The 26,881-nt window shown below is 42.8% G+C and carries 23 protein-coding genes; 13 read left to right on the forward strand and 10 right to left on the reverse strand.

Features of this window, described 5'->3' with window-relative positions; all coding sequences use genetic code 11:
* Position 1: 1 nt before the first annotated feature.
* The 4 genes from ACHEVO_RS02300 (at position 2) to ACHEVO_RS02315 (ending at position 3,596) form a co-directional block, all read left to right on the forward strand.
* On the forward strand, positions 2-922 hold the full coding sequence (locus ACHEVO_RS02300) for a glutaminase (protein WP_298807231.1): 921 nt from the start codon (positions 2-4) through the stop codon (positions 920-922).
* Positions 923-1,376: 454 nt separating this feature from the next.
* Complete coding sequence (locus ACHEVO_RS02305; protein ID WP_057760832.1) at positions 1,377-1,952, forward strand: TerD family protein; 576 nt, start codon at positions 1,377-1,379, stop codon at positions 1,950-1,952.
* A 206-nt stretch (positions 1,953-2,158) separates the two neighbouring features.
* Entirely contained in the window at positions 2,159-2,911 is a 753-nt protein-coding gene (locus ACHEVO_RS02310; RefSeq protein WP_057760834.1) for a TIGR00266 family protein, read from the forward strand.
* A gap of 76 nt (positions 2,912-2,987) precedes the next feature.
* Positions 2,988-3,596, forward strand: a complete 609-nt coding sequence (locus ACHEVO_RS02315; RefSeq protein WP_057760836.1) for a TerD family protein — start codon at positions 2,988-2,990, stop codon at positions 3,594-3,596.
* 120 nt (positions 3,597-3,716) lie between these two features.
* Here ACHEVO_RS02315 and ACHEVO_RS02320 read toward each other — a convergent pair whose 3' ends face one another.
* On the reverse strand, positions 3,717-4,991 hold the full coding sequence (locus ACHEVO_RS02320; RefSeq protein WP_394123754.1) for a TerD family protein: 1,275 nt from the start codon (positions 4,989-4,991) through the stop codon (positions 3,717-3,719).
* A 288-nt stretch (positions 4,992-5,279) separates the two neighbouring features.
* Between ACHEVO_RS02320 and ACHEVO_RS02325 the strand changes: the two genes are divergently transcribed.
* Positions 5,280-6,419 (forward strand): ATP-grasp domain-containing protein, encoded by a 1,140-nt coding sequence (locus ACHEVO_RS02325; RefSeq protein WP_394123755.1) that lies wholly within the window; start codon positions 5,280-5,282, stop codon positions 6,417-6,419.
* A gap of 128 nt (positions 6,420-6,547) precedes the next feature.
* Here ACHEVO_RS02325 and ACHEVO_RS02330 read toward each other — a convergent pair whose 3' ends face one another.
* The gene (locus tag ACHEVO_RS02330; RefSeq protein WP_379544726.1) at positions 6,548-7,288 is read right to left on the reverse strand and encodes an MHYT domain-containing protein; all 741 of its coding nucleotides are present in this window, start codon (positions 7,286-7,288) and stop codon (positions 6,548-6,550) included.
* 124 nt (positions 7,289-7,412) lie between these two features.
* On the reverse strand, positions 7,413-8,120 hold the full coding sequence (locus ACHEVO_RS02335; RefSeq protein ID WP_394123756.1) for a hypothetical protein: 708 nt from the start codon (positions 8,118-8,120) through the stop codon (positions 7,413-7,415).
* Positions 8,121-8,849: 729 nt separating this feature from the next.
* On the opposite strand from ACHEVO_RS02335, the gene ACHEVO_RS02340 reads away from it, so the two are divergent.
* The 5 genes from ACHEVO_RS02340 (at position 8,850) to ACHEVO_RS02360 (ending at position 14,737) form a co-directional block, all read left to right on the forward strand.
* Complete coding sequence (locus tag ACHEVO_RS02340) at positions 8,850-10,076, forward strand: S1 family peptidase (RefSeq protein WP_394123757.1); 1,227 nt, start codon at positions 8,850-8,852, stop codon at positions 10,074-10,076.
* Between the two features lie 42 nt (positions 10,077-10,118).
* The gene (locus tag ACHEVO_RS02345) at positions 10,119-11,435 is read left to right on the forward strand and encodes a phosphoribosyltransferase domain-containing protein (protein ID WP_394123758.1); all 1,317 of its coding nucleotides are present in this window, start codon (positions 10,119-10,121) and stop codon (positions 11,433-11,435) included.
* A 42-nt stretch (positions 11,436-11,477) separates the two neighbouring features.
* The gene (locus tag ACHEVO_RS02350; protein WP_394123759.1) at positions 11,478-12,296 is read left to right on the forward strand and encodes an HAD hydrolase family protein; all 819 of its coding nucleotides are present in this window, start codon (positions 11,478-11,480) and stop codon (positions 12,294-12,296) included.
* A 129-nt stretch (positions 12,297-12,425) separates the two neighbouring features.
* Positions 12,426-13,607 (forward strand): cysteine protease StiP domain-containing protein, encoded by a 1,182-nt coding sequence (locus ACHEVO_RS02355; RefSeq protein ID WP_394123760.1) that lies wholly within the window; start codon positions 12,426-12,428, stop codon positions 13,605-13,607.
* Between the two features lie 65 nt (positions 13,608-13,672).
* Positions 13,673-14,737 carry an HpcH/HpaI aldolase/citrate lyase family protein gene (locus ACHEVO_RS02360; RefSeq protein WP_394123761.1) on the forward strand — a complete coding sequence of 355 codons (1,065 nt, stop codon included), beginning with the start codon at positions 13,673-13,675 and terminating at the stop codon, positions 14,735-14,737.
* 154 nt (positions 14,738-14,891) lie between these two features.
* On the opposite strand, the gene ACHEVO_RS02365 is transcribed toward ACHEVO_RS02360, so the two are convergent.
* Positions 14,892-15,704 (reverse strand): alpha/beta fold hydrolase, encoded by an 813-nt coding sequence (locus tag ACHEVO_RS02365; protein ID WP_394123762.1) that lies wholly within the window; start codon positions 15,702-15,704, stop codon positions 14,892-14,894.
* A 338-nt stretch (positions 15,705-16,042) separates the two neighbouring features.
* Between ACHEVO_RS02365 and ACHEVO_RS02370 the strand changes: the two genes are divergently transcribed.
* Positions 16,043-16,840, forward strand: a complete 798-nt coding sequence (locus ACHEVO_RS02370) for an enoyl-CoA hydratase/isomerase family protein (RefSeq protein ID WP_201567434.1) — start codon at positions 16,043-16,045, stop codon at positions 16,838-16,840.
* Between the two features lie 70 nt (positions 16,841-16,910).
* On the opposite strand, the gene ACHEVO_RS02375 is transcribed toward ACHEVO_RS02370, so the two are convergent.
* From ACHEVO_RS02375 to acnB, 3 genes are all read right to left on the reverse strand, one after another.
* A complete protein-coding gene (locus ACHEVO_RS02375; protein WP_394123763.1) occupies positions 16,911-17,351 on the reverse strand; it encodes a PACE efflux transporter in 441 nt (146 codons plus the stop codon).
* A 208-nt stretch (positions 17,352-17,559) separates the two neighbouring features.
* Positions 17,560-18,003 carry a DUF805 domain-containing protein gene (locus ACHEVO_RS02380; protein WP_394123764.1) on the reverse strand — a complete coding sequence of 148 codons (444 nt, stop codon included), beginning with the start codon at positions 18,001-18,003 and terminating at the stop codon, positions 17,560-17,562.
* A 194-nt stretch (positions 18,004-18,197) separates the two neighbouring features.
* Positions 18,198-20,801 (reverse strand): bifunctional aconitate hydratase 2/2-methylisocitrate dehydratase, encoded by a 2,604-nt coding sequence (gene acnB / locus ACHEVO_RS02385; protein ID WP_057760857.1) that lies wholly within the window; start codon positions 20,799-20,801, stop codon positions 18,198-18,200.
* Between the two features lie 420 nt (positions 20,802-21,221).
* Here acnB and ACHEVO_RS02390 point away from each other — a divergent pair, with 420 nt between their 5' ends.
* Positions 21,222-21,632 carry a carboxymuconolactone decarboxylase family protein gene (locus ACHEVO_RS02390; RefSeq protein WP_179798307.1) on the forward strand — a complete coding sequence of 137 codons (411 nt, stop codon included), beginning with the start codon at positions 21,222-21,224 and terminating at the stop codon, positions 21,630-21,632.
* Between the two features lie 148 nt (positions 21,633-21,780).
* On the forward strand, positions 21,781-22,824 hold the full coding sequence (lipA, locus tag ACHEVO_RS02395; protein WP_057760861.1) for a lipoyl synthase: 1,044 nt from the start codon (positions 21,781-21,783) through the stop codon (positions 22,822-22,824).
* Between the two features lie 144 nt (positions 22,825-22,968).
* Here lipA and ACHEVO_RS02400 read toward each other — a convergent pair whose 3' ends face one another.
* The 3 genes from ACHEVO_RS02400 to ACHEVO_RS02410 are packed head-to-tail and all read right to left on the reverse strand — an operon-like array spanning position 22,969 to position 26,543.
* Positions 22,969-24,972, reverse strand: a complete 2,004-nt coding sequence (locus tag ACHEVO_RS02400; RefSeq protein WP_394123919.1) for a TRAP transporter permease — start codon at positions 24,970-24,972, stop codon at positions 22,969-22,971.
* Between the two features lie 10 nt (positions 24,973-24,982).
* Complete coding sequence (locus ACHEVO_RS02405) at positions 24,983-25,546, reverse strand: DUF1850 domain-containing protein (RefSeq protein WP_102092890.1); 564 nt, start codon at positions 25,544-25,546, stop codon at positions 24,983-24,985.
* Positions 25,524-26,543: a TAXI family TRAP transporter solute-binding subunit gene (locus ACHEVO_RS02410; RefSeq protein WP_057760864.1), complete on the reverse strand. Its 1,020-nt coding sequence runs from the start codon at positions 26,541-26,543 to the stop codon at positions 25,524-25,526. Before ACHEVO_RS02410 ends, ACHEVO_RS02405 begins: the two co-directional genes overlap by 23 nt.
* Between the last annotated feature and the right edge of the window lie 338 nt (positions 26,544-26,881).

Below are 26,881 nucleotides of genomic sequence, written 5' to 3' on the forward strand. Positions count from 1 at the left end.
TATGCAAAAAATTCTTGATGATATTGCCGCAGAAATGGCAAGTGAAACTGACCGCGGCAAAGTCGCAGATTATATCCCTCAATTGGCTCATATTGATCCTAATCAGTTCGGTATAGCCGTAGCGACTCCTGATGGGCATATGTATGCAGCAGGTGATGCAAGCACTCTGTTTTCCATCCAAAGTATCTCTAAGGTATTTACCTTAACCATTGGTCTTGGCAAGCTAGGCGATACACTTTGGACACATGTCGGGCGTGAACCATCTGGCGATCCCTTTAATTCAATTGTGATGCTAGAACACGAGTCTGGCCGACCGCGAAACCCATTTATCAATGCTGGGGCAATCGCAGTTGTCGACGCTATTATGATGGGACATGAGCCAAAAGAGACACTGGGTGAAATCCTGCAGTTTGTTCACCTCATTGCAGATGATGAGTCAATTCGCTTTGATCATAAAGTAGCGGCTTCTGAGATGGCGCACAAGGACCGAAATGCCTCTCTGGCGCACTTTATGAAATCCTTTGGTCGTTTAAGACACGATGTGGATAATGTATTAGGTACGTATTTTCATCAGTGCTCAATTGCAATGAACTGCCAACAGCTAGCTAGTGCCGGTCTTTATCTAGTGTCTAATGGAGTTGATAAGCACTCAGGAGTACGTGTAATCAATGAAAAAAGAGCACGCCGTATTAACTCATTGATGATGATGTGTGGTCATTATGATGGCTCTGGCGAATTTGCTTACCGCGTGGGCTTACCAGGCAAAAGTGGTGTTGGTGGCGGTATTTTGACGATAGCACCTGGTAAAGGTTCTATCGCGGTTTGGTCACCAGGGCTTGATCATGTAGGTAACTCTAAGCTTGGACTAAAAGCACTAGAGCGCTTCGTACAAAAAACTGGCTGGTCGGTTTTTGCAGAATAAGAGATACATGTATATTTGTCTAAATAGGTCTTTTATATAATGCCAAGCTCTCATACTAGCTGCGAAGCATATCTAAGCCATGAGTTGGTTTATTCTAAGCCCATATAGTCAGTCGGTGCTTTTTAAAGCGATTGTTTTATCTAAGCTACCTTTGTGCTAAATCCCTTTTGTATGAAACATTACTTTTCATAACAATATCTTAACGACTATTGCTAAGTTGATTAGAAATTATCAAAGATACAGAAGTATTATGTCCCTTAGTAAGCATATAGTAAGCGCACAAAATACGCCTTGCTTAGTGAGCAAACGCTTAGTATAGTAAAACCTAATGATATGCAGGGCATAGCGTACAGGTAAGTTTTTATTATTTGCTCTGAGGTATCAGTCACTGCACAACTTTTAGTTTATTTTTTATCAATCAATCCACTTAACTATTAATCCAAAGGATATTTGTATGGCTATTAGCTTAACAAAAGGCGGCAACGTAAACTTATCAAAAGAAGCGCCAGGTTTAACTAACATTACAGTCGGTCTAGGCTGGGATCCACGTGCCACTGACGGCCAAGAGTTTGATTTAGATGCAATCGGTTTCTTGATTAACGAAGCAGGCAAAGTCCGTAACGACCAAGATTTTATCTTTTTCAATAACCTAAAATCAGACAACGGCGCTGTTGAGCATACTGGTGATAACCGTACTGGCGAAGGCGATGGCGATGATGAGAAAATCAAAATCAATCTTGCTAGCATCCCAGCTGACGTCAACAAAGTAGCTATCTGTGCCATCATCTATGAAGGCCAAGCACGTAACCAAAACTTCGGTCAAGTTGGTGATGCTTATATCCGCGTTGTAAACGACAATGGCGAATCTGAAATCGCTCGTTACGACTTATCAGAAGACGGCAGCACTGAAACAGCGATGATTTTCGGCGAATTATATCGTCACAGCGGTGATTGGAAATTCCGTGCGGTCGGTCAAGGCTTCAGCGGTGGTCTTGGACCATTAGCAGCCTCTTATGGCGTAAATGTTTAACGTTAAAACCAACGTAAACGTTTAGCAAGCCAATTATCATAATCAGACGTCTGGTCATGATCTAATGAGCCATCAAGTGTGCCCCTTTAACGCATTTGATGGCTTTAAATTTAATTGGCTAATCATTACAGTCTATAGCGCAAATAAAAGCATACGCACATATTAAGAGTACTTAACAAAGATATTAGAATAAGGATTTGCAAGCCATGGCCGCAACATTCAGTTTAATCGGTACTATTGAACCTTTTTTGCATTGTAATCTTAAAAAAGGCGATTCAATTTATTGTGAAGCCAATGCGATGGTGATGATGGAGTCCAATCTTGAGCTGAAAGGTAAGCTACAAGGCGGCCTAATGCAGTCACTGATGCGCCGCTTTGCAAACGATGAATCGTTGTTTCAACAGCAGATTGAGGCGGTTAATGGTGAAGGCGACTGTCTGCTTGCACCTACGCTCGATGGTGATATGCAAATCATAGAAGTTGGCAAACAGCAGTATACATTGAGTGATGGTGCGTTTGTCGCGGCCCAAACTGGCGTCGATATCAGAGCCAATATTCAGCGCAACTTAGGCGGTGCAGTATTCGGTGATACAGGCGGCTTTATGGTGATGCAGACCCAAGGCCAAGGCCAAGTCGTGGTATCTGGTTTTGGCTCGTTGTTTGAGATTGATGTCACACCAGACAAAGACGTCATTATTGATAACGGTCATGTGGTCTGCTGGGACTCAAATCTTGAATACAAACTGTCAGTTTCGACCAGTAAGAAAAAAGGCATCATGAGCAATATCATCAACTCTGTCACTAGTGGCGAAGGTATGGTTCTGAACTTCTCAGGAAGTGGCAAAGTCATTATTTGTTCACGCAATCGTGACAGTTATCAAGGTTGGATACAAAGCGTCCTAGGTAGTAGCTCAGGCGGACGTGGCGGCGGTGGTGGCTTCTTAGACAATATCTTATAGTGCATTTCGCAATTTATCACATTCTTTAGCATTATTTTTAAACGGTTTTACTCACAATTATTATAAGGATACTCACATGGCAGTTAGTCTTCAAAAAGGTCAAAAAATCTCCCTAAGCAAAGAAGCTGGCGGAGAGCTGACTCAAGTTAAATTGGGTTTAGGTTGGGATGTCGCTCAAGGGCCACAGGATAAAAAAGGTGGCTTCTTAGGAAAATTATTCGGCGGCGGTTCTGGTGGCGACTCTATCGATTTAGATGCTTCATGCATCATGTTCGATGCTAACAAGCAAGCGGTCGATGCCATTTGGTTCAGTCAGCTAAAATCGAAAGACGGCAGTATCGTGCATACTGGCGATAACCGTACTGGCGACGGTGATGGCGATGATGAAGTCATCAATGTTGATCTCTCAAGAGTACCTGCCAATGTGGTCTCATTGGTATTTACGGTCAATAGCTTTACCGGTCAAACGTTTGAGACAGTAGAAAATGCGTTTTGCCGTATCGTTAATGCCAATAATAACAGTGAAGTAGCACGTTATAACTTGTCTGCCCAAGGTGGACACACAGCAATGGTAATGGCAAAAGTTTATCGTCATAATAATGAGTGGAAAATGCATGCGATTGGCGAGACAGCTTCTGGCCGCACCTTCCATGATTTAATGCCTGCTATCACACCGCATGCATAATTGACTGAAGACTTAGCTGGATTATTACCAATCTAGTTAAATAGTTTATTTCAAAAAAGAGCGGCCCATCTATCAATAGTTGGGCCGCTCTTTTTTGCTTGTTATCTATAGTTAAGAATACTATTTACGTCCACGCTTCCAGCTAAAGCCCCAGTTAAATGCTTTGTCCATTTCTTGATGACCTTTGAAATATTGGTTGATACGCTCAACATTGATACTGCCTTGCTGATTGACCAAACGGGCAATGGCACACATCGGTAAGTTACCAGCACCTTCGGTCAAACGTGTCTCAATCGGTGATTGCTCTGGCACATGGATAGTCACGACCCCATCGGTTTTTTCCCAGTTAGGTGCGCCTTCGTAGATAAATGCAAAGATGAATACCTCTTCAATCTGCGACCATTGCTGACCATTGATATCCAGCCATTCACCGCCACTTACCTGCCCCGTTCTATCATCCGCACGTAGGCAAACATAAGGCGCTGATTGCAAGCTACCAAAGCGATTGCCCAATGCTTGAATAAGGGTTTTTTCACCATTTTTTAGATGAATCATAGCACCCACATCTAAATCGATACCGCTTGATTGATGCTGCTTAAACAGATCTCCCAGTATGCCTTTCTTGGGCGCTGCTTTATCACTTTGAGGGCGTTGGTTCCAGTCTAAATTGACTGATATTTTGCCAAAGTCATCACGTTTTTTAAGATTAATGCTAGATTGGTTTTTTGTTAATGTTATTTTACTTAGGTTAATCGAAGGGTTAGCAGGAATCGGTGGCGGGTTGTTAGCTTGAGACGTGTTGCCTGCTTTTTGCGTATTGATTGGGCGCTGCGTATTGATAGGTTGAGGTTGGTTTGGTGCAGGATTATGATTTTGGGCAGGTGCCTCATCAGCGATTTCCACACCGAAATGCTCAGATAAAGGTTTTAACCCTCCCTCAAATCCTTGGGCGATAAAACGAAATTTCCAGTTTCCTTCTCTGCGATAGCATTCAGCCAATATAATGGCTTTTTCATTACGTCCAGCGCTACTCAGTGGACAGGTCATCAGCACTTGACTGCCCTGCAAGACTTGAATGTCCACATCGCCAACTTGTGACAATGTTTGCGCACTAGAGAACGCTAGGGCAATTTTCTCAATAGTTGCAGGCTGTGCAGGCAAATTGACATCAAAAAACCCATCACTGTCATGACCACGGAAGCTAACACTACCATCATCGCTACGTGTCTGACCATAAAATATCATGTCACCATCACCGCGTACTTTGCCGTCAGTAGTCAGGCGATAAGCGGCACAATCGATGGCATTTTGGCTTAAAATACGAATGCTAATATTGTCAGTTGGTAGTGGCGCATTGGCACCTGCAATTAGTTTTTGAGGTTGGTTTTGACTCATCATACGTCCTTTAGATTATTTATTATACTGTTGTCATTGTCATGCCGACTATCATCATATAGTAGCATGGATATTATGAAAGTTTTGAACCAGACAATCGCGATATAAGCGATAAAGTCATCCTTACAAATCCCTATGACTATTTTATTAGAGGCGTTTATAACGCATATCATTTGTATATAATACGTCCTATTAAACCGTATACCTTTGCTAATATTACTACTAGATTTGCAGTAGCAATATTGACTTGCCCATTCCCCTACATCTAATGATAACGCTGAGAGAATTATGAATAATCTTGCTGACAATAGTAACCCTTCAATACCAGTAGCGGCGTGGTTAGCTGAAGGACAATCTAGCCAGCGTGATATGTTAGAGAGCTTACAAAGTCTAAAGAACAAATCAAATAAGCCCTTTCAAGTTATTGCCTCACACCGTCATAATAGACCTGAGATTTTCGAATTTGCCGATATGGTTTATCGTGAGCCATCTGATTCAGACGTAGATACTGATAACCAGACGACTAGCGAAACTGCTATACCTCGCTGGCAGTTCGTATTGGAACAAGCTCAAAAGCATAACGTAAAAGTACTACTGACTGGGCGCAATGGTATTGACTATGAAGCGCATCGTGAAAAATTTGACGCTGCTGGTATTCGCTTATTGACGGGCGCAACCAGCGTAACAGCACTAGAATCAATCGATGATAAATTTGCTTTTATGCAGCATTGTCACACTCATAACATTCCAGTGGCAGACGCATGGCGATTTGATAATACTACTGAGCTTGAGGCTTTATTAGCTGAGCATGGCGACCAAACTCTATGTGTGAAACCTGTCGTCGGTATTTTCGCCCAAGGGTTTTGGCGACTAGACACGGGTAAAGCATATGACGAGCAATACGATAGCTTTGAGCACTTGTATTTCACTGAAGAGAAAAAAATAAATACAGCCCAATTTGTGAATGCCTATACCAATAGCCAAATGGTACACGAGCGACCTATTCCAATGCTACTCATGCCTTACCTATCTGGACAAGAGTATTCTATCGATGTGGTCTGTGAATATGGTGAAGTCCTAGCTGCTGTCACTCGTCATAAAACCGGAAAAATACAACACGTTGGTTATGAGCAGTCTGTCATGGATGTCGTAATCCCACTAATTAAGGCTTTTGGCTGTGATGGTATCGTCAGTGTACAGACCAAAGCTGACGATAGCGGTCAGCACCGTGTTCTTGAGATTAATAGCCGCCCATCAGGTGGTATTGGGTACACCTCTCATAGTGGGATCGACTTGACGCAAGTTGGATTTTCTTATTGGTTAGGCTTGTCAGAGAAACCTAACTTAGAGACCAATATTCAGCATATTGAACCATGCCAAGTACGTTCTATTATGATGAGTGTTAAAATTGAAAAGGATGATGAATAAATAGCCCGCTAAGCATGCATATGATTAGTAAATGATTTGAACAAACACGAAAAAAGGTTTTTAGATATTAATCTAAAAACCTTTTTTTGGCTTCGTTTCTAAGGTGTATTGAAAACGAACGCTTTGAATTATTCACCAAACGCTAGTGTTGTTTGCTTAGGTGCGTTTTTAGAAGCAATGAACCATAACAAGCTCAATACAACGGCTGAACCGATGAAAATCATAATAGATGAAGAAATTGCACCTGCATGTGTATAGTCCATCGGCATCACATGATCAGTCATTGTCATTTCCATCGCGGCTATACCAGTGTAATGCATACCACAAACAGCAAGACCCATGATAAATGCACTACCAAAACGCTGTAATGAACCACGCAAATTAAATGCCAACCATAGTGCAGCGATAGCGGCTGCAATAGCAATCACAATTGATACCATTAATAACGGTATATTGTATGACATGGTAGCGTCCATTTGCATAGAGGCCATACCTGTATAATGCATAGCTGCCACACCAAGTCCAGTAAGCACGCCACCGCCGATCAGTTTACCAATGCTTGAATCACCGCGACCTACGATAAGGACACCAACAGCAACGAAACAAATCGCAAGTAGCATTGAGACAATCGTTAACCCTAGATCATAGGTAACAGGCATTTTCATATCAACTGCCATCATACCGATATAGTGCATAGACCAAATCGCACCCCCGATTGCAATCGAAGATAGCGCAACCCAAAAATATAAATCTGTTCCTGGCTTGGCAGAAGGAACTCGAATAGCTAAGTTTAGGCCGACATAAGAACCAAACACTGCAATGGCGTATGAGACCAACACCAAAAGTAAGTTATATTCAACTTCAATCATTTTTTTGCCTTTTATCTATCATAAAAACTGAGCCAAATAACGTTACTTCAATCACAACACAGTGCGTCATTCGCTCATTAGTATTTGTTTTACACAGACATTAGATTATCTATGCATAATATTTTTACCCAATGGTAAATTCGCAAATGTTGGTACTGCCCGCACCACAATTGGTTTCTTTAACCTGAACCATATCGACAGCAGGATTGCTTGCTAAAAAGCCTTCTATATAACCTACAATAAAATGGCATCCTGAGTGATTATGGTCTGACGATTTACAAAACGGACATTTGATTAAATAAATTACATTGTTCTTTGCTTTAACTTTAGAAAGTCCCTTTAGTGCTGGCACAAGTTCGCGAGTAATCGTAGTAGGCATCTTTAACGGACTACCAAGTGAATAATCACGTTGGTAAATACCGCCGCCAACCTTACGGCCCAACTCGTGCAATGCAGTCGTGCGTTGATCACTAGGCAAACTATCTTCATACTGACCGACAATATCTGCTATTTTAGGGTAGTACGCACCTATGGCTGATAGAACGCTCTTCTCATCCAATGTCTTTTTTGCAGGGGCAGCCGACGAGCCACCCTCGTCATCTATTTCTAGATTAAAAAGCGTACATCCTTCGATCGAAGATAAGTCATCGATTAAATCTTCCTGCGTTTTAGACCCCAGACTTCTTGCGATCACGTGAATGATATTACCACCATTCTCTGAAGCCTCCTGTCTTTGGGAGACTAGCTGATAACCTGCTTTGATAAGCGGCGAAATAACATTGACCAAACGAATACGTTCAGAAGACGTTTCTAATGCACAAGAGAATTTCATAGAGCACTCCTTTTCTTAAAATACTGCTACGCTTTCTTCTATCAAGCTCTCTACATAAAGTAATTAACAAATATGAATAACGTTTTAAAGATCCGGCCAACTGACTTTCTCACAATATAAAAAATATTCAGACATCAACCACACAATAGTTTTTGTATATCTTTTATATTATAAGAAATGAAATATATTCAGTAGATGAAACTTCAATTTTATAGTTATTAAGCATATAAACGTTTTAACAACTAGAAATTCATTAATCTTAAAGCAGTAATGAGCTTGAAAACAAGATTGAGATAAATATGTTTAAATAAACTACTATTCTTAAATTCTTATGATAACACTTACTCACAGTGAAGTTACTAAATAGCAATAGATTTTGATTGTATTATTACTGGAATTTTGTTTTGTAGCAATACACTATAAGGTATTGTCCGATAAATGGTTACATTAGCCGACAAATGGCTAGAGTATAGAACCATATCGTTGTTCTATAAAAATAATGTATTATTTAAAAAATCTTGACAACTATTTGTATCTATCTATTTTGATATTTCTACTATGCAATTAACCTTAACTATTTATTAAAACATCTATTACTGTTTTCTCTTGGTAGAATGATAGGTTCAAAATAAAGTCAAAACCCTTTATGTGGCCAGACTTTAGTCGCAAAGATAAAATCATTAAACAATAAAAATAATTATAATCGCGCAAATAAACTAAGGAAATGTGATGTCGAAGCAAGTCGAATTAGTGCTAGGAGCCAATACGGTTATCGAAAACACCAAATGTTCGATCGCATTTTCTACTACTAAACCATTAGAGTTTGGACAGCAGCTTGGACTATTGTGGTTGCCATTAGATGCCAATCGTAAAGCAGTTTGTAGTCCTGCTTATTTATATGAGTCTAAAGACTGGGCTCAACTTGATAACAAGGATAATCCAAGTACATGGCAGTTAGATTTACCCCAGTTATTTGATACACTTGGCGTTAATTTCTTACAACTGATTGCTTATGTTTATCATGATCCAAGCCTGAACTTGCCAGCGGTAGAGTTAAACGACGTAAGCCTCACGCTCAACAACGGGGATATTCACTATAACTTCATAACAAACGAGCGGCATGTCAAAGCGGCGATTATATTAGAAATATATCAGCGTAATGGACAGTTCAAATGTCGGGCGCTTGGTGAGGCATCAACCCAAGGCTTGGCGAGCCTTGAACATCATGTACAGGTTAGTCTGGATGTTCGTCCACCTAGCACACATATGCTTACTCAAGAAGCGCAACAGCAGCAGCGTACTCAACCAAACAATGAAGCTCGCCCTCCTCGTCAAGTACAAGCAGGCGAGACTTGGACAGGAACAGCGTTTGCTATTGATCCCTATCATTTGCTCACCTGCTATCATGTGATTGAGTCAGCAGCGATGGTTGGCGTACGTCAGCAAGGTCATCCTGATCGCGAGGCACAAGTTGTACTTAGCGATGTCGGAAGCGATTCAGCTATTATTAGAGTTAGTGATCCTTTGCCTAGCTACCTTCCATTAGCGCAGCAGTGTGTTGATATATTGGGTGAGACCATTACCACACTAGGGTTTCCGTTGTCAGGACTGAGTAGCCAACTGCAAGTCACTCAAGGCTGTATATCAGGATTGACAGGTTTAAATAACGATATCCGTCATATGCAATTCACCGCACCCATTCAGCCTGGATCTAGTGGTAGTCCTTTATTATTGCCGACTGGAGAGGTCGTCGGCATGGTCACATCCAGTCTGGTTCATGAACATGCACAAAACATGAACTATGCGGTGAAATTTCAGTTATTATCTGCCCTACTGGCGAGCGCTGGCATCAGTTTGGAGAACACGTCTGATTTGACCAGTGCTACGCCTCTTACAACACCTCAGCTAAGCAAGCAAAGTCGCAGTGCCTTATGGCTGGTTGGCTGTCAGGGTTAAGAAATCTATTCGATATATAAATAAAAGCGCCAAGGAATATGAATGTTAAATGAGCAACACAGTACGACCATCACCCTACCCCGTGGTACGCTAGATCTGACTTATCAAACCAACTCAGCCACTAATAAATCAGCCACCAATAAAAATGGCACCGAACAACACGACCATTATCAGTTAGAAGATTTGCTTGGGTTTGCACAGCGTATTAATCCAAAGCGTGCATTTTTGTTTGTCTCAAAAGTGCTAGGTCGTCATATTCCCGTTGCGCCAAGCATCATGCGAGAGGCATTCACTGATTTGGCTAACTTAGTGCCTAGTGACTTGGCTGAACCAGTACTAGTCATCGGTATGGCAGAGACCGCGGTAGGTCTATCTGCTGGCGTCCATCACGCATTGCAAACGCGCTATCCTCAAGCTCTGCTATTAAACTCTACGCGTCATGCACAGCACGATGAAAGTAGTGATCCGAATGGTACCGACTCCTTGCTGACGACATTTTGTGAAGACCACAGTCATGCTAGCCAGCATTTGATTTATCAGAGCAAAGATAGCGTTACTCAAGCGCAGCTACTGGCCAGTAAAACATTAATTATGGTCGATGATGAAGCCTCAACGGGCAATACCTGTGTTAATGTCGTCACTGCCTTACGTGAAGCAGGACTGAGCCAGTTAGAGCAAGTGCATCTAACAACATTAGTCGACTGGTCATTAGATCAAGAAAAACCTAATCCACAGTCAGATGCTAAGCCTGCACGTATGGCGGATCGTCTCGCTGGTATTGAGTTTCATCGCCATCATTTACTGTCTGGTGCATGGCAATGGACAGATGCTCCTAATCCTGAACCCATTATAATGCCATCAGTTGATACTACTGCTGCTGGTAGTCAAGCGCTCGATGATACGGGTAACTGGGGGCGTTTTCCAACGCTAGACAGTACAGAGGGTTTTGCTAACTATCTTTCGAGTTTTCAGGCTACATTTACGCGCTTCGATGGCCAAGAAACCTTTGATGTTACTCAGCTACCAAAAAGAATCCTAGTATTGGGTAGCAATGAGTTTGTTTGGTTGCCATTTCTATTGGCTGAATGGCTTGAAACAGAGTCCGACAAGCTCAACGACGATACAGCGTCCAGTATTAATTTTAGTGCATTAACCCGCTCACCGATTGCGCTTGGTGGAGCGATTACCACGATGCTGAGCTTCAGCGATAACTACGGGCTTGGTATGACCAATTTTGCTTATAACGTTGAGCCTAGTGATTGGGATTTGATAGTGTTGTGTATAGAAACATCAGCTGATAGTGTCGATGCTATGTGGCGAGGTTTGGATAACGTGCTGGTGGTGAGCCCTAATCTTTAAATTGCTCTCTAACTTTCAAACCTATTATTGACGGACGACACCATGACTACCTCATTTTTTAAAGCCAACCCAGACATTATTAAGCCTTATGCCTTGATGGATTTGGACGACACGCTATTCCAAACCCAGCGCAAAATTGATGCATGGGACTTGCCCACTACTGAACCTGAAACTTTGGTATGTGCGACGGTCAATAAACAAGACGAGCCTTTGAGCTTTATGAGCCAGCGTCAAGCAATCTTTTTTAACTGGCTACTTGCTAGCACTGAATTAATTGTAGTGACGGCGCGGGATCGTAGTGAAATAAAACGCGTCAAGCTGCCGTTTGATAGTTGGCAAGTATTAACTCATGGGGCGATTATTTTAACGTCTGACGGAGCACTTCTGAGCAGGTGGCAGCAGCATATGTATAGTAAGCTCGCGCCATTGCAAGATAAGCTTAACCAGTTAAGTCAATTGTTTGCCAGTCATAGTCAAAGCGAGCAAAGTCATTTAGTATTTACACCGCATATTGATAGCTTTAACAATGGTTCTATTGATGAAGAGCTAACCATTTATCTGGCTATCAAACATGCGCAGAAAGATCATCAAGCGCTCGTAGATTTAGCTGAGAAACTGCCCACTTTGATACGTGATTTTGATCAAGATTTCTATGTACATGTGAATGCTAATAACCTAGCGATATTGCCTCATGCGGTTCATAAGCGTCATGCGGTACAGTTTTTATTAGAGCATCATTTAGACCATCAGCGTCCCAGTTTTGGTTTTGGTGATAGCTTGGCAGATTTGCCTTTTCTGCAACTACTTGACTGGTACGGTATGCCAAGCCGCGGTCAGATGCACGAGCAATATCAGTCTTAGTCATCTGTCTAATTATTTGGGCTAAACCATCTGTTTAAACCATTAGCCTAAAAAATCAGCCCAGAAAATTAGTCCAAAAAACAGTCACAGAACCTCTCTTTTATCATCACGAGTGCCATTATTCATATTATGACTTTACCTAACATACAGACTAATAGAGCCGATTTAAAAAACTATGGCTCAGGCAGCTACCTTGCAAGCGATGTCACTGTCCTACTCGATATGGTGGATAAGGACGCGGTTGCTGATGTGCCAGTCAGTCAAAAAGAAGTGCTTATCCAAAGTGGACAACGCCATTACTCTGACATGCTGACCTTGGAGCAAGCGCCTACTGCAATGCATGAGCAGCTATACATACAGGCATTAGAACAAGGCTCAACAAGGACCGCGACCGATATCACTCATTTGTCTCATACGCTACATCATGTTTTTCAGCAGAATGTGAGTGATGAGCACCCACTGGTTTTGGTCAGTTTAGTGCGAGCTGGTCTACCGATTGGTGTGTTATTGCAGCGTGCGCTGTCGGATACAGACAATAGCTATCACCTGCCAAGTGTACATTATGGCATCAGTATCATTCGAGATCGCGGTCTTGATCCAGTGGCTCTGCAAATGCTACTGGAAGCTTATCCAAACAGTCCAATCGTATTCGTCGATGGTTGGACAGGTAAAGGGGCCATCTATCGAGAGTTGGCTCGTAGTCTAGAGACGTTTAGCGATTCTACTCATGCTAATTTTGCCAACATTTTTCATCAAGGCTCTGACGTCATTCCGTTACTAACCCTTGCCGATCCGGCTGGCGTTGCTTGGCTCGCGGCTAGTGAAGAAGACTGGTTGATCCCATCGGGTTTGTTAAATAGCACCGTATCAGGATTAATTTCACGTAGCTTGTATACAGAGCCTTCATCAGGCCTGCATCGCAGTGTCTTTTATGATGATTTAATTGAGGTAGATCACAGTTTGGCATTTATTGAACGTATCGATGCCGTGAGACGTTCATTGGCTACCACTCTAGCGCGTTTACCGACTTACCAGCAGCCACGCTACCGGACTGCGGCGTTGATAGAGACGTTGGCCGCAGATTATTATATCGTCAATCGCAATCGTATTAAGCCGACTATTGCCGAGGCAACACGTGCCATATTACGCCGCGATCCAGAGCGTATATTACTCGCTACTGCTGAGCACCCTGATACCATACTGCTACGCCATTTATGTGCACAACGAAACATCACTATCAGTGTATTAGGTGATAAAATACTGCCTTATCAAGCCATCACGCTTATCAAGCAGCGCTCCCAAGACACTTAATACATTTAACAGTATTAAATACTTTCTTTTTCGCTCTCTTATACCCTCTACTTATGATGCCAATTATGTCAGATATGCTAAAAACTGAGTCAGACCTTTACAATGATACCCAATCTTATGCGCATCTGATCACTGAGCGTCATGCGATGGTCAAACCGCACACGCACCATCCATATCAGCTCGGTGCTAGCTTGTACATGCCTGCGACTCGCCAAGATATTTGGCAAGTCATCAAGCGAGATAAACTACCGACGATTAATAGTATTATTATCTGTCTAGAGGATGCGGTCAGTCAGCAGGATGTTGAGTTAGCGCTTGAGCGTTTGCGAACTCTACTGGATACTTGGGCTGAGCATGTGAATAGCATTAATGCGCCATCTAAATCGGCGAAAATTCATGCTCAGCATCCGACACGTCCACTGGTCTTTATACGTCCACGTAGCCCGATGATGCTACAGCAATTGGCTGATTATGCCCATATCGATCTTATCGATGGTTTCGTCATGCCAAAAGTCGATATGTATAGCCTATCTAACTGGCGCATGGCTTGTCAGAACCTAAAAGTAGATCAACTACTTATGCCGACGCTCGAAACCGCCGCGCTGTTTAATCCGCATCACAATCAAGAACTTGCCATCGCTTTTAAAGAAGCGTTTAGCCAACCAGTTTTTGCATTGCGTATCGGCGGTAATGACTTGTTCGCAGCATTGCGCTTACGCCGCCCAAAAAACAGTATTGTCTATGACTCGCCTATCGGTACGTTGGCTTATCAAATGCTTGGCTGTTTTGTGCCGCATGGTTTTTATCTTACCGCGCCAGTATTTGAGTATTTAGATCAGCCGACGCTGTTTATGCAAGAGCTAAACCGAGATGTCAGCTTAGGGATGGTGGGCAAAACTGTCATTCATCCAAGCCAAATCGCCCTAGTACAGCAAGCTTATTGCGTACCATTGAGTACATTGGATGAAGCACAAGCGATCCTTCACACTGAGGCTAAAGCAGTATTTAAGTACAATAATACGATGCTAGAGCCTGCGACGCACCGTGCTTGGGCGACTGAAATCGTCAATCGTGCAGAAGCCTTTGGAACCATTGATGACGGACATAGCCAATACAGCTCACGAATGTAACTGTCATCGCTAATACAGATAACTGTCTGCTATTTAACAACTTACACCATACAAAAAGCCGCTATCAAATGACAGGTAGCGGCTTTTTTATATGGATATTTGCTTAGGATTTTCTATAGATATAAGGCTTTAAAGCTCTCGAACAGTATCTATATTAAGCACAACTTTCCAAAAACTGACGAAGTACCTGGTTCACTTGATCAGGCTCTTCTACTGTCGATGTATGACCCGCACCTTTAATAATAGCAAGCTTGGACCCAGCGATAGCAAAATGCATGCGTTCAGATTTGGCATAAGGCGTGGCGGCATCTTCATCACCTACCACAATCAATGTTGGCGTTGTAATCTCACCCAACTGCTCATAAGTACCTGTACGCTCAATCACGCCCATTGTTGCTTTGACCACACCGCCCTTGCGATTGCTTTGTAGCATCGTTAGCCACTGCTTACGGTCAGATTTACGCAGCTTGTCTGCCAAAAACGTACTGCCAAACATGATTGGCATCACTTTATTACTCACACGTTTCATACCTAACCAGCGAATCGCTTTAACCAGCTTGCGATACTGAGGTATGTTTTTTGGATCTTCAGGGTCAGCAGAAGTTTCTAACAGCGTTAATGACAACAGTAACTCAGGGCGTTTGAGCGCAATACGTTGAGCCACGAACCCGCCCATAGATAGCCCAACAAAGTGACATTCATCAATACCAAGCGCTGCAAGTAAGCCAAGCGTATCGTCAGTCAGCGTCTCCATATCATAGCCAGATTTGGTAACCTGCGACTGACCTTGCCCGCGAAAATCAAAAGCAATACAACGATAGTCTGTTTGAAAATGCTCTACTTGCTTATCATACATCTGTGAGCTCCACAGTAGACCATGAGCAAATACGATAACGGGCTTTTGTGTGTCATTCGGTGCGCTGTCTTCGTAATAAATATCAGCGTTATTTACAGTGATAGTTGGCATAACCACATCCTTGTTTGATCAATGAAAGTTCGAGCGTACCCTTGTGTCTTTTACGACTCTTTTACGCTCAACCTGGCATATTAGCATAATCCATTAGCCCCTTAGGTCATAGCCTTTTTACGAGCCAGTCGTTTTGTCCCATTAGCTAGCATCAGCTTTTACGATAGAATAGTAAAGTTTACCAGTATTTAGATGTGTCTTAAGCGCCCACAAAACACGCTTTTATAATCATAGCAAGCTGCTATAGTAATCAGCATTGAACCATTTTTACCTTTATCTCAAAGTATTGTCATCGATACAGAATATTAAAACAGTCATTTAAAATAAGGAAATCTCAAATGTCACAGTCTCTCGTCGATTATCAAGTTGCAGAGCACATTGCTACCATTACCTTTAACGATCCAAAAAGCTTAAACGCTTTTGGCACCCCTTTAAAAAACCAAGTCTTGATAGCGCTAGATAAAGCGGCTGCAGATGATCAAGTACGGGTGATTATTTTGCAAGGGGCTGGTGGTAACTTCTCAAGCGGCGGCGATATTAAAGAGATGTTGTCTGAAGGATTAGACAAGGATATTGTTTCAAACAAATTAAGAGGTATGGTAGAAGGCGCAGGCGAAGTCAGCTTAAAATTACGTCATATTCATAAGCCGATTATTGCCAAATTAGAAGGTGCCGTAGCTGGTGCTGGCATGAACTTGGCGCTTACTTGTGACTTCCGCATTGCCGCAGACAATGCGAAGTTTGTACAAGCGTTCGTTAATATTGGCCTAGTTCCAGATGCAGGTGGTATTTACTTATTAAACCAATTGGTTGGTGCAGCAAAAGCGACTGAGCTTGTGATGCTAGGAGATAAACTAAAAGCCGAAGACATGGCACGCTTAAACCTAGTGAACAACGTGGTAAGTATTGACGAGCTAGAAGCCACCGTACAAGCATTGGCGCTACGGTTGAGCCAGCTGCCAGGCAAAGCATTGGCCGCTATGAAAGAGAGCTTCAACGTACACGCCTTCGCTGGTTTGAGCGCAGCGTTAGATACGGAAGTTGAGCAGCAGACCGTAATGGCAAAAACTGATGACTTTATCGAAGGGGTTAGCGCCTTTATCGCAAAGCGTAAGCCTGTATATCAAGGTAAATAGCAAATTAAATAACGATACCATCAAAAAAGGGCTGCCAGTATGGTAGCCCTTTTTTTGTCAACGCCTTTAATTAAGAAGCGGACGCGGGTTTAGAATGATGAGGTAAAGCAAATATCTTGTCAAAAATCAGAGTAAACGTAAACGTATAAACTAAGAAAAACAGCAGTAGCGCTACTTCCATCATAAAGGCTTTTACTAGACCAACATCGTACCAAATCATATATAGTGGCAAGCAGATCAACACCAACCCACCTTCAAAACCAAAAGCATGAACACTGCGTATCCATAACGTGCGACGTACAATGCGCCTGCGGCGTTCCCATGCTTCAAAAGCGGTATTATATATAAAGTTCCAAACGACGGCTGCAACCGACATCATTACGGCGATTGGTAAGGATTCTGATGCATCACTGTGACTGAGTTTCATCAATATAAGGGTAGATAAGATAATCGCGATAATTTCGAAAGCGGTCACATAAATTAAGCGACGTTTGAGCGGTGATAAGGTCATCAACCAAGACTCCAAAGCACCTGTATTTAAACAGCAAGGTGCATGTCAAAGTATCGGTCCGTCCCGAGTTAGAAAAGATAAATAAAGTGCAGAGCCACGGTTTCCGCCTGCCCCTATATTATACAGAAACCAGACTCAAAAATCAGTGAGCACATTTGTAAATAGACGTAAGCCGTTTTATTAACGATTATCGCCTGTTTTAGCCGGACTATTTTGCTGGTAGACCCCATTTATTGGTTTCAGGCTTGGTATCACTCGCTAGGAATACTAGCAATATAATAGAGCCTATCAGTGGCACTATCCCTATCAAAAACCACCATCCTGAGCGGCTAGTATCATGTAAGCGGCGGATAGTCACGGCAAGACCAGGCAGAAATAAACCAAGTGCCGCTACTATGTAAAATAAACCTGTCTCTGAGCTGAATATTAATGCGTCTAGCAGCATTGCAACGATCATCACCCCTATTTGCACTAGAAAGAAATACCAATACTCCTTACGGCGAGCACGACCAGAAAAATTCGTGTAATTTCTCATGCCCTTTTTAAACCAATCAATGATGCCATAATTTGCTTCAGCACTGTGATTATTAGCCATCGTAGCTCTAGGCAATGGCGGCGGTGTCGCTTTATCGAGCTTGATATTATTTTCCATAGGGTTTTTTATCTCAGTCGTGAAAAGTAGAAATCGTCAGTGAAAATTATCAACCATTGGTTTTGATTATAGATACTCAATAAAAGTTTGTAAATGAATACTAGTTTTCTTAGAGTCATCAATAAAAAACCCCGCATCATGACGATACGGGGTTTTATTTACTTAAAAACGTTTTGCTTAAGCTGCAACCAAAATTAGGTTAACTGAGCGACGTTAATCTTGTCTGCTTCTTCAGTATAGTCTTCCATACGGTCGAAGTTCATGTATTGATAGACTTCATCACCCATGCTGTTTAGCATGCCAGCATACTGCTGATACTCATCGTTAGTCGGCAGTTTACCAAGTACCGCTGCGACTGCTGCAAGCTCTGCAGAAGCTAGGTATACGTTAGCGCCTTGACCTAGACGGTTCGGGAAGTTACGAGTTGAGGTCGATACGGCAGTAGATTTCGGTGCGATACGTGCTTGGTTACCCATACATAGTGAACAACCTGGCATTTCAGTACGAGCGCCGGCTTGTGCATAGATGTTGTAGTAACCCTCTTCCATCAACTGGCGTGCATCCATCTTAGTAGGTGGTGCAATCCATAGACGAGTCTTCAAGCTACCTGCTGGTACGTCTTGTAGCAATTTACCAGCGGCACGGAAGTGACCGATGTTAGTCATACATGAACCAATGAATACTTCATCAATGGTATCACCAGCCACGTCTGCTAGCGTTTTTGCATCATCTGGATCGTTCGGGCAGCAAAGGATAGGCTCTTTGATTTCGCTCATATCGATAGTGATGTCGATCGCGTATTCAGCATCGTCGTCAGCACGCATGAGGCTTGGGTTAGCCAACCACTCTTGCATTTGCTCAACACGGCGGCTGATCGTACGTGCATCGCCATAGCCTTCTGAGATCATCCACTTAAGCAGCGTGATGTTTGAGTTTAGGTACTCAGTCACTGATGCTTCAGACAAAGTGATGGTACAACCAGCAGCACTACGCTCAGCTGAGGCATCAGATAATTCAAACGCTTGCTCAGCGGTCAAATCTTCTAGGCCTTCGATTTCAAGAATACGGCCGTTGAACTCGTTGATTTTACCTTTCTTATCAACCGTCAAGTAACCTTCTTTGATCGCTTGATAAGGGATAGCATGTACTAGGTCACGTAGGGTGATACCAGCTTGACGCTCACCAACAAAACGAACACGGACAGATTCAGGCATATCAAGTGGCATTACACCAGTTGCAGCTGCGAAAGCAACTAGACCAGAACCCGCTGGGAACGAGATACCCATTGGGAAACGAGTATGCGAGTCACCACCAGTACCAACGGTATCTGGAAGTAGCATACGGTTCAACCATGAGTGAATGATACCATCACCTGGACGTAAGCTTACGCCGCCACGGTTCATGATAAAGTCAGGTAGTGTGTGCTGAGTCTCTACGTCAACTGGCTTTGGATAAGCCGCAGTATGACAGAATGACTGCATCACTAGGTCTGCTTGGAAACCCAAACATGCCAAGTCTTTTAGCTCATCACGTGTCATCGGACCAGTGGTATCCTGAGAACCGACCGTAGTCATCTTAGGCTCACAGTACATACCTGGACGTACGCCTGTCAGGCCACAAGCTTTACCAACCATTTTCTGTGCAAGCGTAAAGCCTTTACCGGTATCAGCTGGCTCTTCTGGCTTAGCAAAGATGTCTGAATGACCAAGACCCATGTATTCACGAGCACGGTTAGTCAAACCACGACCAACGATTAATGGAATACGGCCGCCAGCACGAACTTCATCAAGCAATGTTGGTGAGTTTAGTGAGAACGTTGATAGTACTTCATCAGAGTCATGCTTAGTGATTTTGCCTTCGTACGGATAGATGTCAAATACATCGCCCATGTTTAGGTTATCAACTGCCACTTTTTCGATTGGCAATGCGCCAGAATCTTCCATCGTGTTGAAGAAGATAGGAGCGATATTGTTACCAAGTACTAGACCGCCGCCACGCTTGTTTGGCACGTTAGGGATATCTTCACCCATCAACCAAAGTACTGAGTTGGTTGCAGACTTACGGCTAGAACCAGTACCAACAACATCACCAACATAGGCTAGCGGATGGCCTTTTTCTTTAAGCGCTTCGATTTGCTTCATTGGGCCAACAACGCCCTCTTCGTCAGCATTGATGCCGTCGCGAGAGTTTTTGTGCATGGCTAGTGAATGTAATGGGATATCAGGACGGCTCCATGCGTCTTGCGCAGGTGATAAGTCATCCGTGTTGGTCTCACCAGTTACTTTAAACGTCGTGTAAGTGGTTTTCTTTGGTACTTCAGCACGGTTCAAGAACCATTCTGCGTCAGCCCAAGACTGAATCACTTCTTTCGCAATAGTGTTGCCAGCTTCTGCTTTTTCAGTCACGTCATTGAACGCGTCAAATACTAGCAAAGTTTTCTTTAATGCTTCAGCAGCGTCTTGTGCAACTTCGCTATCATCTAGTGCAGCAACTAATGGCTGAACATTGTAGCCACCTTGCATAGTGCCTAGAATTTCAACAGCTTTTTGCTTGCTGATAAGTGGTGATGATGTTTCACCCTTTAAGATAGCAGCCAAAAATGCCGCTTTAACGTATGCTGCTTGGTCAACACCAGCAGGGATACGGTTTTCTAATAGGTTCATCAAGAACGCATCTTCGCCTGCAGGCGGGTTCTTTAATAATTCAACCAACTCTACTACTTGTTTTTCATTTAGTGGTAGGGGTACAGTTCCTAGCTCAGCACGTTCTTCGACATGTTTACGATAAGCTTCTAACACAATAGTCGTCCTCGTCAGTTGGGGTGTAGCACATTACGTGGGTAGTCAGCATGACTGCCTGCGTCTATATACTATATGAAATAATTATCCGTGCAATCATAGCTTAAAACGCTTTAAATGTTAATGGCTCAGCCCTGAAAAGGCGCATAGTAAGGCCATATTGAACATTTATTATAAAAATAGTGCCATCAATAATATGATTGTAACGCTCATTATAACTGGCATTTGCCTGATTACGCTTATCAATAAGTACTTGCTTTATGACTGAGCAGACACCATATGACTGATATACGCTTTTGTAAGAAACAACTTCGATAAAATCTCGCTTAAAAAAATGTAGCAATATCGATATATTAGCAGCCGATTGATTAACAGTCGATTTGGTAAAAACATTTTGGTGTAAACATTAAGGACGACGATATGACTGATAGCAATACGGACAACAATACTAATTATGACAATGGTCTCAAGGTACGCACTGAGGTCATGGGTGAGCAGCATGTCAAACGCTCGCTTGATGCTGCCACAGGATTTACCCAGCCACTGCAAGACTGGATTATTGAACATGCTTGGGGCAGCACTTGGCAAGATGACTCAGTATTACCGCGTAAGTATCGCTCATTAATCACTATTGCCTTTTTAATTGCCCAAAAAAGCCCAAACGAGTTGAAAGGTCATATACGCGGTGCCATTAACAACGGGGCTAGTGTCGCCGAGATTAGAGAAGTGCTCATGCATAGCTTGCCGTACTGCGGTGCACCTGCTACTCAAGAAGCGTTTCGCGCCGCCATAGATATACTGAATGAGTTAGAAATTGATATAGATATTTAAAACTATGGTCACTAGATTAATCATAGTAATCTTAACAATATTGTTTAAAAATTGACGACCAAATTTCTGCTATAATATCTGCACTCATAAAACATTCTGATAATTCCATAAACCCTTATAATATAAAGGGTTAAGAGATAACTCCATTATGACAACTGCCGTACAAACACATGTACCTGCTGCTAAGGCCAAACCAAAAAAAGCCATCCAAGGCGAAAAGCTGCGTGGCTATGACAAAGTTGCCCGTATCCCAATTAAAGTGATCCCGACTGTCGAGGCAAAGAAAAAGCCTGATTGGATTCGGGTAAAAATGTCCTCGCCTGCTGAAGTTGCTCGTATCAAAGCAACCTTGCGTGAGCAAAAGCTTTATACCGTTTGTGAAGAAGCGGCCTGCCCTAACCTGCCACAGTGCTTCGCTGATGGTACAGCCACCTTTATGATCATGGGTGATATCTGTACGCGTCGCTGCCCGTTCTGTGATGTAGGTCATGGTCGTCCTAATGAGCTAGACAAGGATGAGCCGCGTCATACTGCTGAGACCATTCAAGGTTTACAGCTTAAGTATGCCGTAATCACCTCTGTCGATCGCGATGATCTGAAAGACGGCGGTGCGGGACATTTTGTAGAGGTGCTAAACGAGTCAAGAGCGCTTAGCCCAAATTGCTTGATTGAAATATTAGTGCCCGATTTCCGTGGTCGTATGGATATTGCGTTGGATTTATTGACAGAGACTGCACCAGATGTGTTTAACCACAACATCGAAACCGTGCCACGTCTATACAAAGCCTTCCGTCCAGGTTCTGACTATCAGCATTCACTAGATTTGCTTAAGATTTATAAAGAGCGTCGTCCTGATATCGCCACCAAGTGCGGCTTTATGGTTGGCCTTGGTGAGACCGAAGAAGAGATCTATGCCCTACTCGATGACTTAAAAGCTCATGATGTAGATATGATTACTATCGGTCAGTATCTACAGCCTAGTAAAAACCACGCGCCTGTCGATCGTTATGTCCATCCAGACGAGTTCCAACGCTATATGGACTACGGCAAAAAGATTGGCTTCTTTAGCATTTGGGCAGGTCCAATGGTACGCTCAAGCTACTTTGCAGATCGTCAGTACTACGGCGAAGACTGCCCAGCACCTATCCGTAGCAAAAAAGCATTAGAAGCTGAAGGTAAACTTGGCTGCTAATTTAGCAATAAAGTGATGTGAAAGTAGTTGCGAACAGCAGTCGCTAAAACATTTCTTAAGAATATTAAAAAGGGTGAATAACAAATTTGTTATTCACCCTTTTTTTGAGCTTTGTTAGATTTAAGAATGATTAAACCTAACGCTTTACACGGTTAAAGTTGGCGTTGGCTTTCCAGCTGTTTTTATATTGAATGCAGCAATACCAAGGACAATAATACCACCTGCAATACCAGTCGTAATCTCAGGATAAATCAATAGTAAAGCACCAATAGCTAAGATGACACGAGTTACCGTATTCATACCGCCTCTGAAGTAGCCTTCAAGTGCTGAGCTCAGCGCAATGACACCCGTTACCGAAGTCACTACCACTGTAATGATATCTACAATAGGTGGCAGCGGGAAATCTTTTGCCGTGACTGCTAGGCCAGTTGGATCTATCATCAACATCGTTGGATTATAGATAAACATAAATGGCACGATGAATCCTGCGAGAGCAAGCTTGAGGGACAAGAACCCTGTTTTCATCGGATCTCCACCGGATATACCTGCACCCGCAAAGGCTGCAAGACACACAGGCGGTGTAATATTGGCAAAGATACCAAAATAGAAAACAAACATGTGCGCTGACAAGATTGGAATATCGAAACCGGCTAATGCTGGTGCAGCCATGGTCGCCGTAATGATATAGGCAGGAATAGATGGTAATCCCATGCCCAAAACCATTGATGCCAACATCGTTAAGATAAGCGTAAAGAATAGTGATCCTGCGCCTAATGTAACGATAGATGATGTCATCACCGTACCAAAACTGGTCAGACTCACCACCCCAATGATAATACCAACGACCGCACAAGCAGCCATGACCGCGAGCGACTGACGCGCGCCATCTTCTAGTGCACCCAAAATATCAGAGAAGCTCATACGAGTCTCAGCACGCAACATACTGATCACAACAGTGAAACCAATGGTATAAGCTGCTGCATATCCTACAGGTACGTTTCTGATTAATAAGAAAATCAAGAAGACAATCGGCAATAACATGTGACCGCGGGCTTTTAGCACTTCTTTGACCGCTGGTAAATTTTCTTTGGCAATACCTTTTAGATCGCGACGTCCAGCACGGAAATGCACCTGCGCAATGACGCCTAAATAGTACAATATCGCTGGCAATAATGCTGCTAAGGCAATCGTACTATACGGCAAGCCTGTTGTCTCAGCCATAATAAAGGCACTGGCACCCATAATCGGAGGCAAGATCTGCCCACCAACCGAAGCACTGGCCTCAACTGCACCTGCGAAATCTTTGTGATAGCCGACTTTTTTCATCAACGGAATGGTAAAGGCACCCGTACTAACCACATTTGATAAAGCTGAGCCATTGATACTACCCATAAAACCACTAGAGATGACTGCTACTTTTGCAGGTCCGCCCTTCTTATGACCAGCGATGGCCAATGCTAAATCATTGAACAACTGCCCCATTCCCGAACGTGCTAAGAACGCACCAAACAGAATGAATAAGAAAATGAACGTTACCGATGCCCCAATCGCGACAGAGTATAGACCTTCTGTTTTTAAGAATAATTGACCAAAAATATCACCCATATCATAAGGGCGAGTCAAAAGCCTGTCAGGCATAAAGTCTAAATGACTAACAAATGGATAGGCCAAAAATATGCCGGCCAAGATTGGCAAAATCCAACCAGTAATACGGCGACTGCCTTCTAACACGCAGACTACCGTAATCAAAGAAAATATCACATCGACCTGATTGGCCATACCGCCACGCGAGGTCACGATATCTTGATATTCATAGATGAGATAGCCCATACCGGATAGAGACAGGGCAAACCAAATCCAGTCATACCATGCCACTCGTTTGCGACTGCTTTTTTTACTGGCTGGAAAAATTAGGAATATCAATGCAAAACCAACGCCCACGTGCACAGAGCGCTGCAACAGTGCTGGCATTGGATTAAAAGTGATATATAAATGAAACAGTGAATAGAGTATACAAATGCCAGCGATAAAATATTTTACTGGTCCTTGAGTGATATGACGCGTGATTGACTCTCGGTCATATTTTTCCAATACTGCTCGGCTGACCGCATCCGCCTCAGCATCGTTATCAACTTGAGCATCTGGCATGGTAGTCACACTACCTTGATCCGTCACTTGGGAGTTCATGACAAAAGTCCTTTTTAAATCTATCAATTAAATCATACGTCTTAGGCATGATCACCACTTCAGAATAGTCTGGCACCCACTGGTGAATCAAAAAACGATGACCACCATAATCCATTTCCCCTTTGGTCAGTCTAGATACGACCCAATTAAGGCGAGGCAGTTTTTCGTTGATTTGATAACCTAGATAGCCAGGCTTTTGTATAGGAGCGAGCATTTCGGTGGAGGGTGTCCCCGCACCGAACGCTTCAAAATAGGTCGTGGTCAGTAACAGCTCCGCACCTTCTGTACTGCTGCCGTCTATACGTTGATACTGCTCTTCCCACCACTGTTTTTCTACAGAATGTATCCAACGTAGCTGAAAATCAGGCTCAGTGAAATAACAAACCTTATCATCAGCACCGTCTACGCCTGCAACCCGCACTTCAACGACAGACTGAAGCGTAGAGCCTAACCATAGCGTAAAAAAAACCAGCGCTGCAATGAATGCCGCGCCAGTTGATAACCATAATGAATTACTTGGCTGCTTGTTCGTCATAGTACTTTTTAGCTCCAGGATGGATTGGGGCTACCATGCCATCACGAGCGGTTTCTAGACTGATATCATTGGCCGCTTGGTGAGCTGTTTTTAGACCATCTAAATTATCAAATAATGCTTTGGTTAGTTTATAACCATCCGCTTCAGATAGATCAGAGCTAACCAATAATGCATTCATGATTGCTGCAGTTGGTACGGCTGTTTCGTTGCCATAAGTGCCAGCAGGAATCTCAAAGGTTTTGAAATAAGGCTTGGTCGCGATGATTTCTTTTAGCTTGTCTTGGTTGATAGTGACAATCTGTAAATCTAAGCCTTGCTCTAACTCCATCAAAGATGAGTTTGGTAGGCCACTACTAAAGAATGCCGCTTCAATCTTACCTGCTTTCATACCATCAGCAGCTTCAGCAAAGCCTAGATAATCAACGGTGACATCATCATATGTGATACCGAACCCTTCAAGTAGAGTACGAGCATTGACTTCTGTACCAGAACCTTGATCGCCTACAGCAATGCGCTTGCCTCGTAAATCTTCAATGTTTTTGATACCAGATTTTTTTGAGGTTACGATTTGCACCACATTAGGGTACAAAACAGCAATCTGCTGAATGTTAGTGATTGGCTGTTCAAAGTTGTTTTTGCCTTCGACAGCATCCGTAACCACATCACTCAATGCCAAGACCATGTCGACCTTGCCTTGGGTCAATAGATTGACGTTTTCAACTGATGCGCCAGTGGTTTGAGTTTTTGAGTTTACGCCAAAAGTTTTGACATAGACTTCAGACAATGAAGTACCAATGATGTTGTAAGGGCCAGACGCACCGCCAGTAGCGATGGTCAAAAACTTAGTATCAAGCTTATCTGCTGCAGTATCTGTTGCCGCGCTATCTGCAGATGCAGTATCACTGCCCTCTGAGCTTGGAGATGAGCATGCGGTTAGACCTAACGCAGCACTCAACATAGCTGACAAAAGTAATGGGGATTTTAAAGAATTAAGCATTGAATTCATCCTTGAAGTAATCGGTTTTGTACGTTTAAGAATATCCGTATTTATACATAAATACGTTACAGACGAGTAATAATATAGTAATTCTGCCAATAAATAAACCTTAGCTTACTTTCTCTTTTTCTTTCAATACCTTATATTTAAAGCTATCAGAGAAAATATAGGCCATTCATTAATTGAGCTAATATATACGTATGTTTTGCTATGCGAAACAAAGTTCCATTTAATAAATATTAAAACAAAAATTGTCGCTATTGTAAACCTTTATCGATATCTGACAAATATCGCCATGATGTATTATTTCTTAGGAATCTTTAGATACAGCAAATTAA

Source organism: Psychrobacter nivimaris, from assembly GCF_043419765.1.
Taxonomy (GTDB): domain Bacteria; phylum Pseudomonadota; class Gammaproteobacteria; order Pseudomonadales; family Moraxellaceae; genus Psychrobacter.

What these genes read in the sequence shown, in the direction of transcription:
- ACHEVO_RS02300 (WP_298807231.1), top strand. Translation starts at nt 2, where the DNA reads ATGCAAAAAATTCTTGATGATATTGCCGCAGAAATGGCAAGTGAAACT.
- ACHEVO_RS02305 (WP_057760832.1), top strand. Translation starts at nt 1,377, where the DNA reads ATGGCTATTAGCTTAACAAAAGGCGGCAACGTAAACTTATCAAAAGAA.
- ACHEVO_RS02310 (WP_057760834.1), top strand. Translation starts at nt 2,159, where the DNA reads ATGGCCGCAACATTCAGTTTAATCGGTACTATTGAACCTTTTTTGCAT.
- ACHEVO_RS02315 (WP_057760836.1), top strand. Translation starts at nt 2,988, where the DNA reads ATGGCAGTTAGTCTTCAAAAAGGTCAAAAAATCTCCCTAAGCAAAGAA.
- ACHEVO_RS02320 (WP_394123754.1), bottom strand. Translation starts at nt 4,991, where the DNA reads ATGAGTCAAAACCAACCTCAAAAACTAATTGCAGGTGCCAATGCGCCA.
- ACHEVO_RS02325 (WP_394123755.1), top strand. Translation starts at nt 5,280, where the DNA reads ATGAATAATCTTGCTGACAATAGTAACCCTTCAATACCAGTAGCGGCG.
- ACHEVO_RS02330 (WP_379544726.1), bottom strand. Translation starts at nt 7,288, where the DNA reads ATGATTGAAGTTGAATATAACTTACTTTTGGTGTTGGTCTCATACGCC.
- ACHEVO_RS02335 (WP_394123756.1), bottom strand. Translation starts at nt 8,120, where the DNA reads ATGAAATTCTCTTGTGCATTAGAAACGTCTTCTGAACGTATTCGTTTG.
- ACHEVO_RS02340 (WP_394123757.1), top strand. Translation starts at nt 8,850, where the DNA reads ATGTCGAAGCAAGTCGAATTAGTGCTAGGAGCCAATACGGTTATCGAA.
- ACHEVO_RS02345 (WP_394123758.1), top strand. Translation starts at nt 10,119, where the DNA reads ATGTTAAATGAGCAACACAGTACGACCATCACCCTACCCCGTGGTACG.
- ACHEVO_RS02350 (WP_394123759.1), top strand. Translation starts at nt 11,478, where the DNA reads ATGACTACCTCATTTTTTAAAGCCAACCCAGACATTATTAAGCCTTAT.
- ACHEVO_RS02355 (WP_394123760.1), top strand. Translation starts at nt 12,426, where the DNA reads ATGACTTTACCTAACATACAGACTAATAGAGCCGATTTAAAAAACTAT.
- ACHEVO_RS02360 (WP_394123761.1), top strand. Translation starts at nt 13,673, where the DNA reads ATGTCAGATATGCTAAAAACTGAGTCAGACCTTTACAATGATACCCAA.
- ACHEVO_RS02365 (WP_394123762.1), bottom strand. Translation starts at nt 15,704, where the DNA reads ATGCCAACTATCACTGTAAATAACGCTGATATTTATTACGAAGACAGC.
- ACHEVO_RS02370 (WP_201567434.1), top strand. Translation starts at nt 16,043, where the DNA reads ATGTCACAGTCTCTCGTCGATTATCAAGTTGCAGAGCACATTGCTACC.
- ACHEVO_RS02375 (WP_394123763.1), bottom strand. Translation starts at nt 17,351, where the DNA reads ATGACCTTATCACCGCTCAAACGTCGCTTAATTTATGTGACCGCTTTC.
- ACHEVO_RS02380 (WP_394123764.1), bottom strand. Translation starts at nt 18,003, where the DNA reads ATGGAAAATAATATCAAGCTCGATAAAGCGACACCGCCGCCATTGCCT.
- ACHEVO_RS02390 (WP_179798307.1), top strand. Translation starts at nt 21,222, where the DNA reads ATGACTGATAGCAATACGGACAACAATACTAATTATGACAATGGTCTC.
- lipA (WP_057760861.1), top strand. Translation starts at nt 21,781, where the DNA reads ATGACAACTGCCGTACAAACACATGTACCTGCTGCTAAGGCCAAACCA.
- ACHEVO_RS02400 (WP_394123919.1), bottom strand. Translation starts at nt 24,972, where the DNA reads ATGCCAGATGCTCAAGTTGATAACGATGCTGAGGCGGATGCGGTCAGC.
- ACHEVO_RS02405 (WP_102092890.1), bottom strand. Translation starts at nt 25,546, where the DNA reads ATGACGAACAAGCAGCCAAGTAATTCATTATGGTTATCAACTGGCGCG.
- ACHEVO_RS02410 (WP_057760864.1), bottom strand. Translation starts at nt 26,543, where the DNA reads ATGCTTAATTCTTTAAAATCCCCATTACTTTTGTCAGCTATGTTGAGT.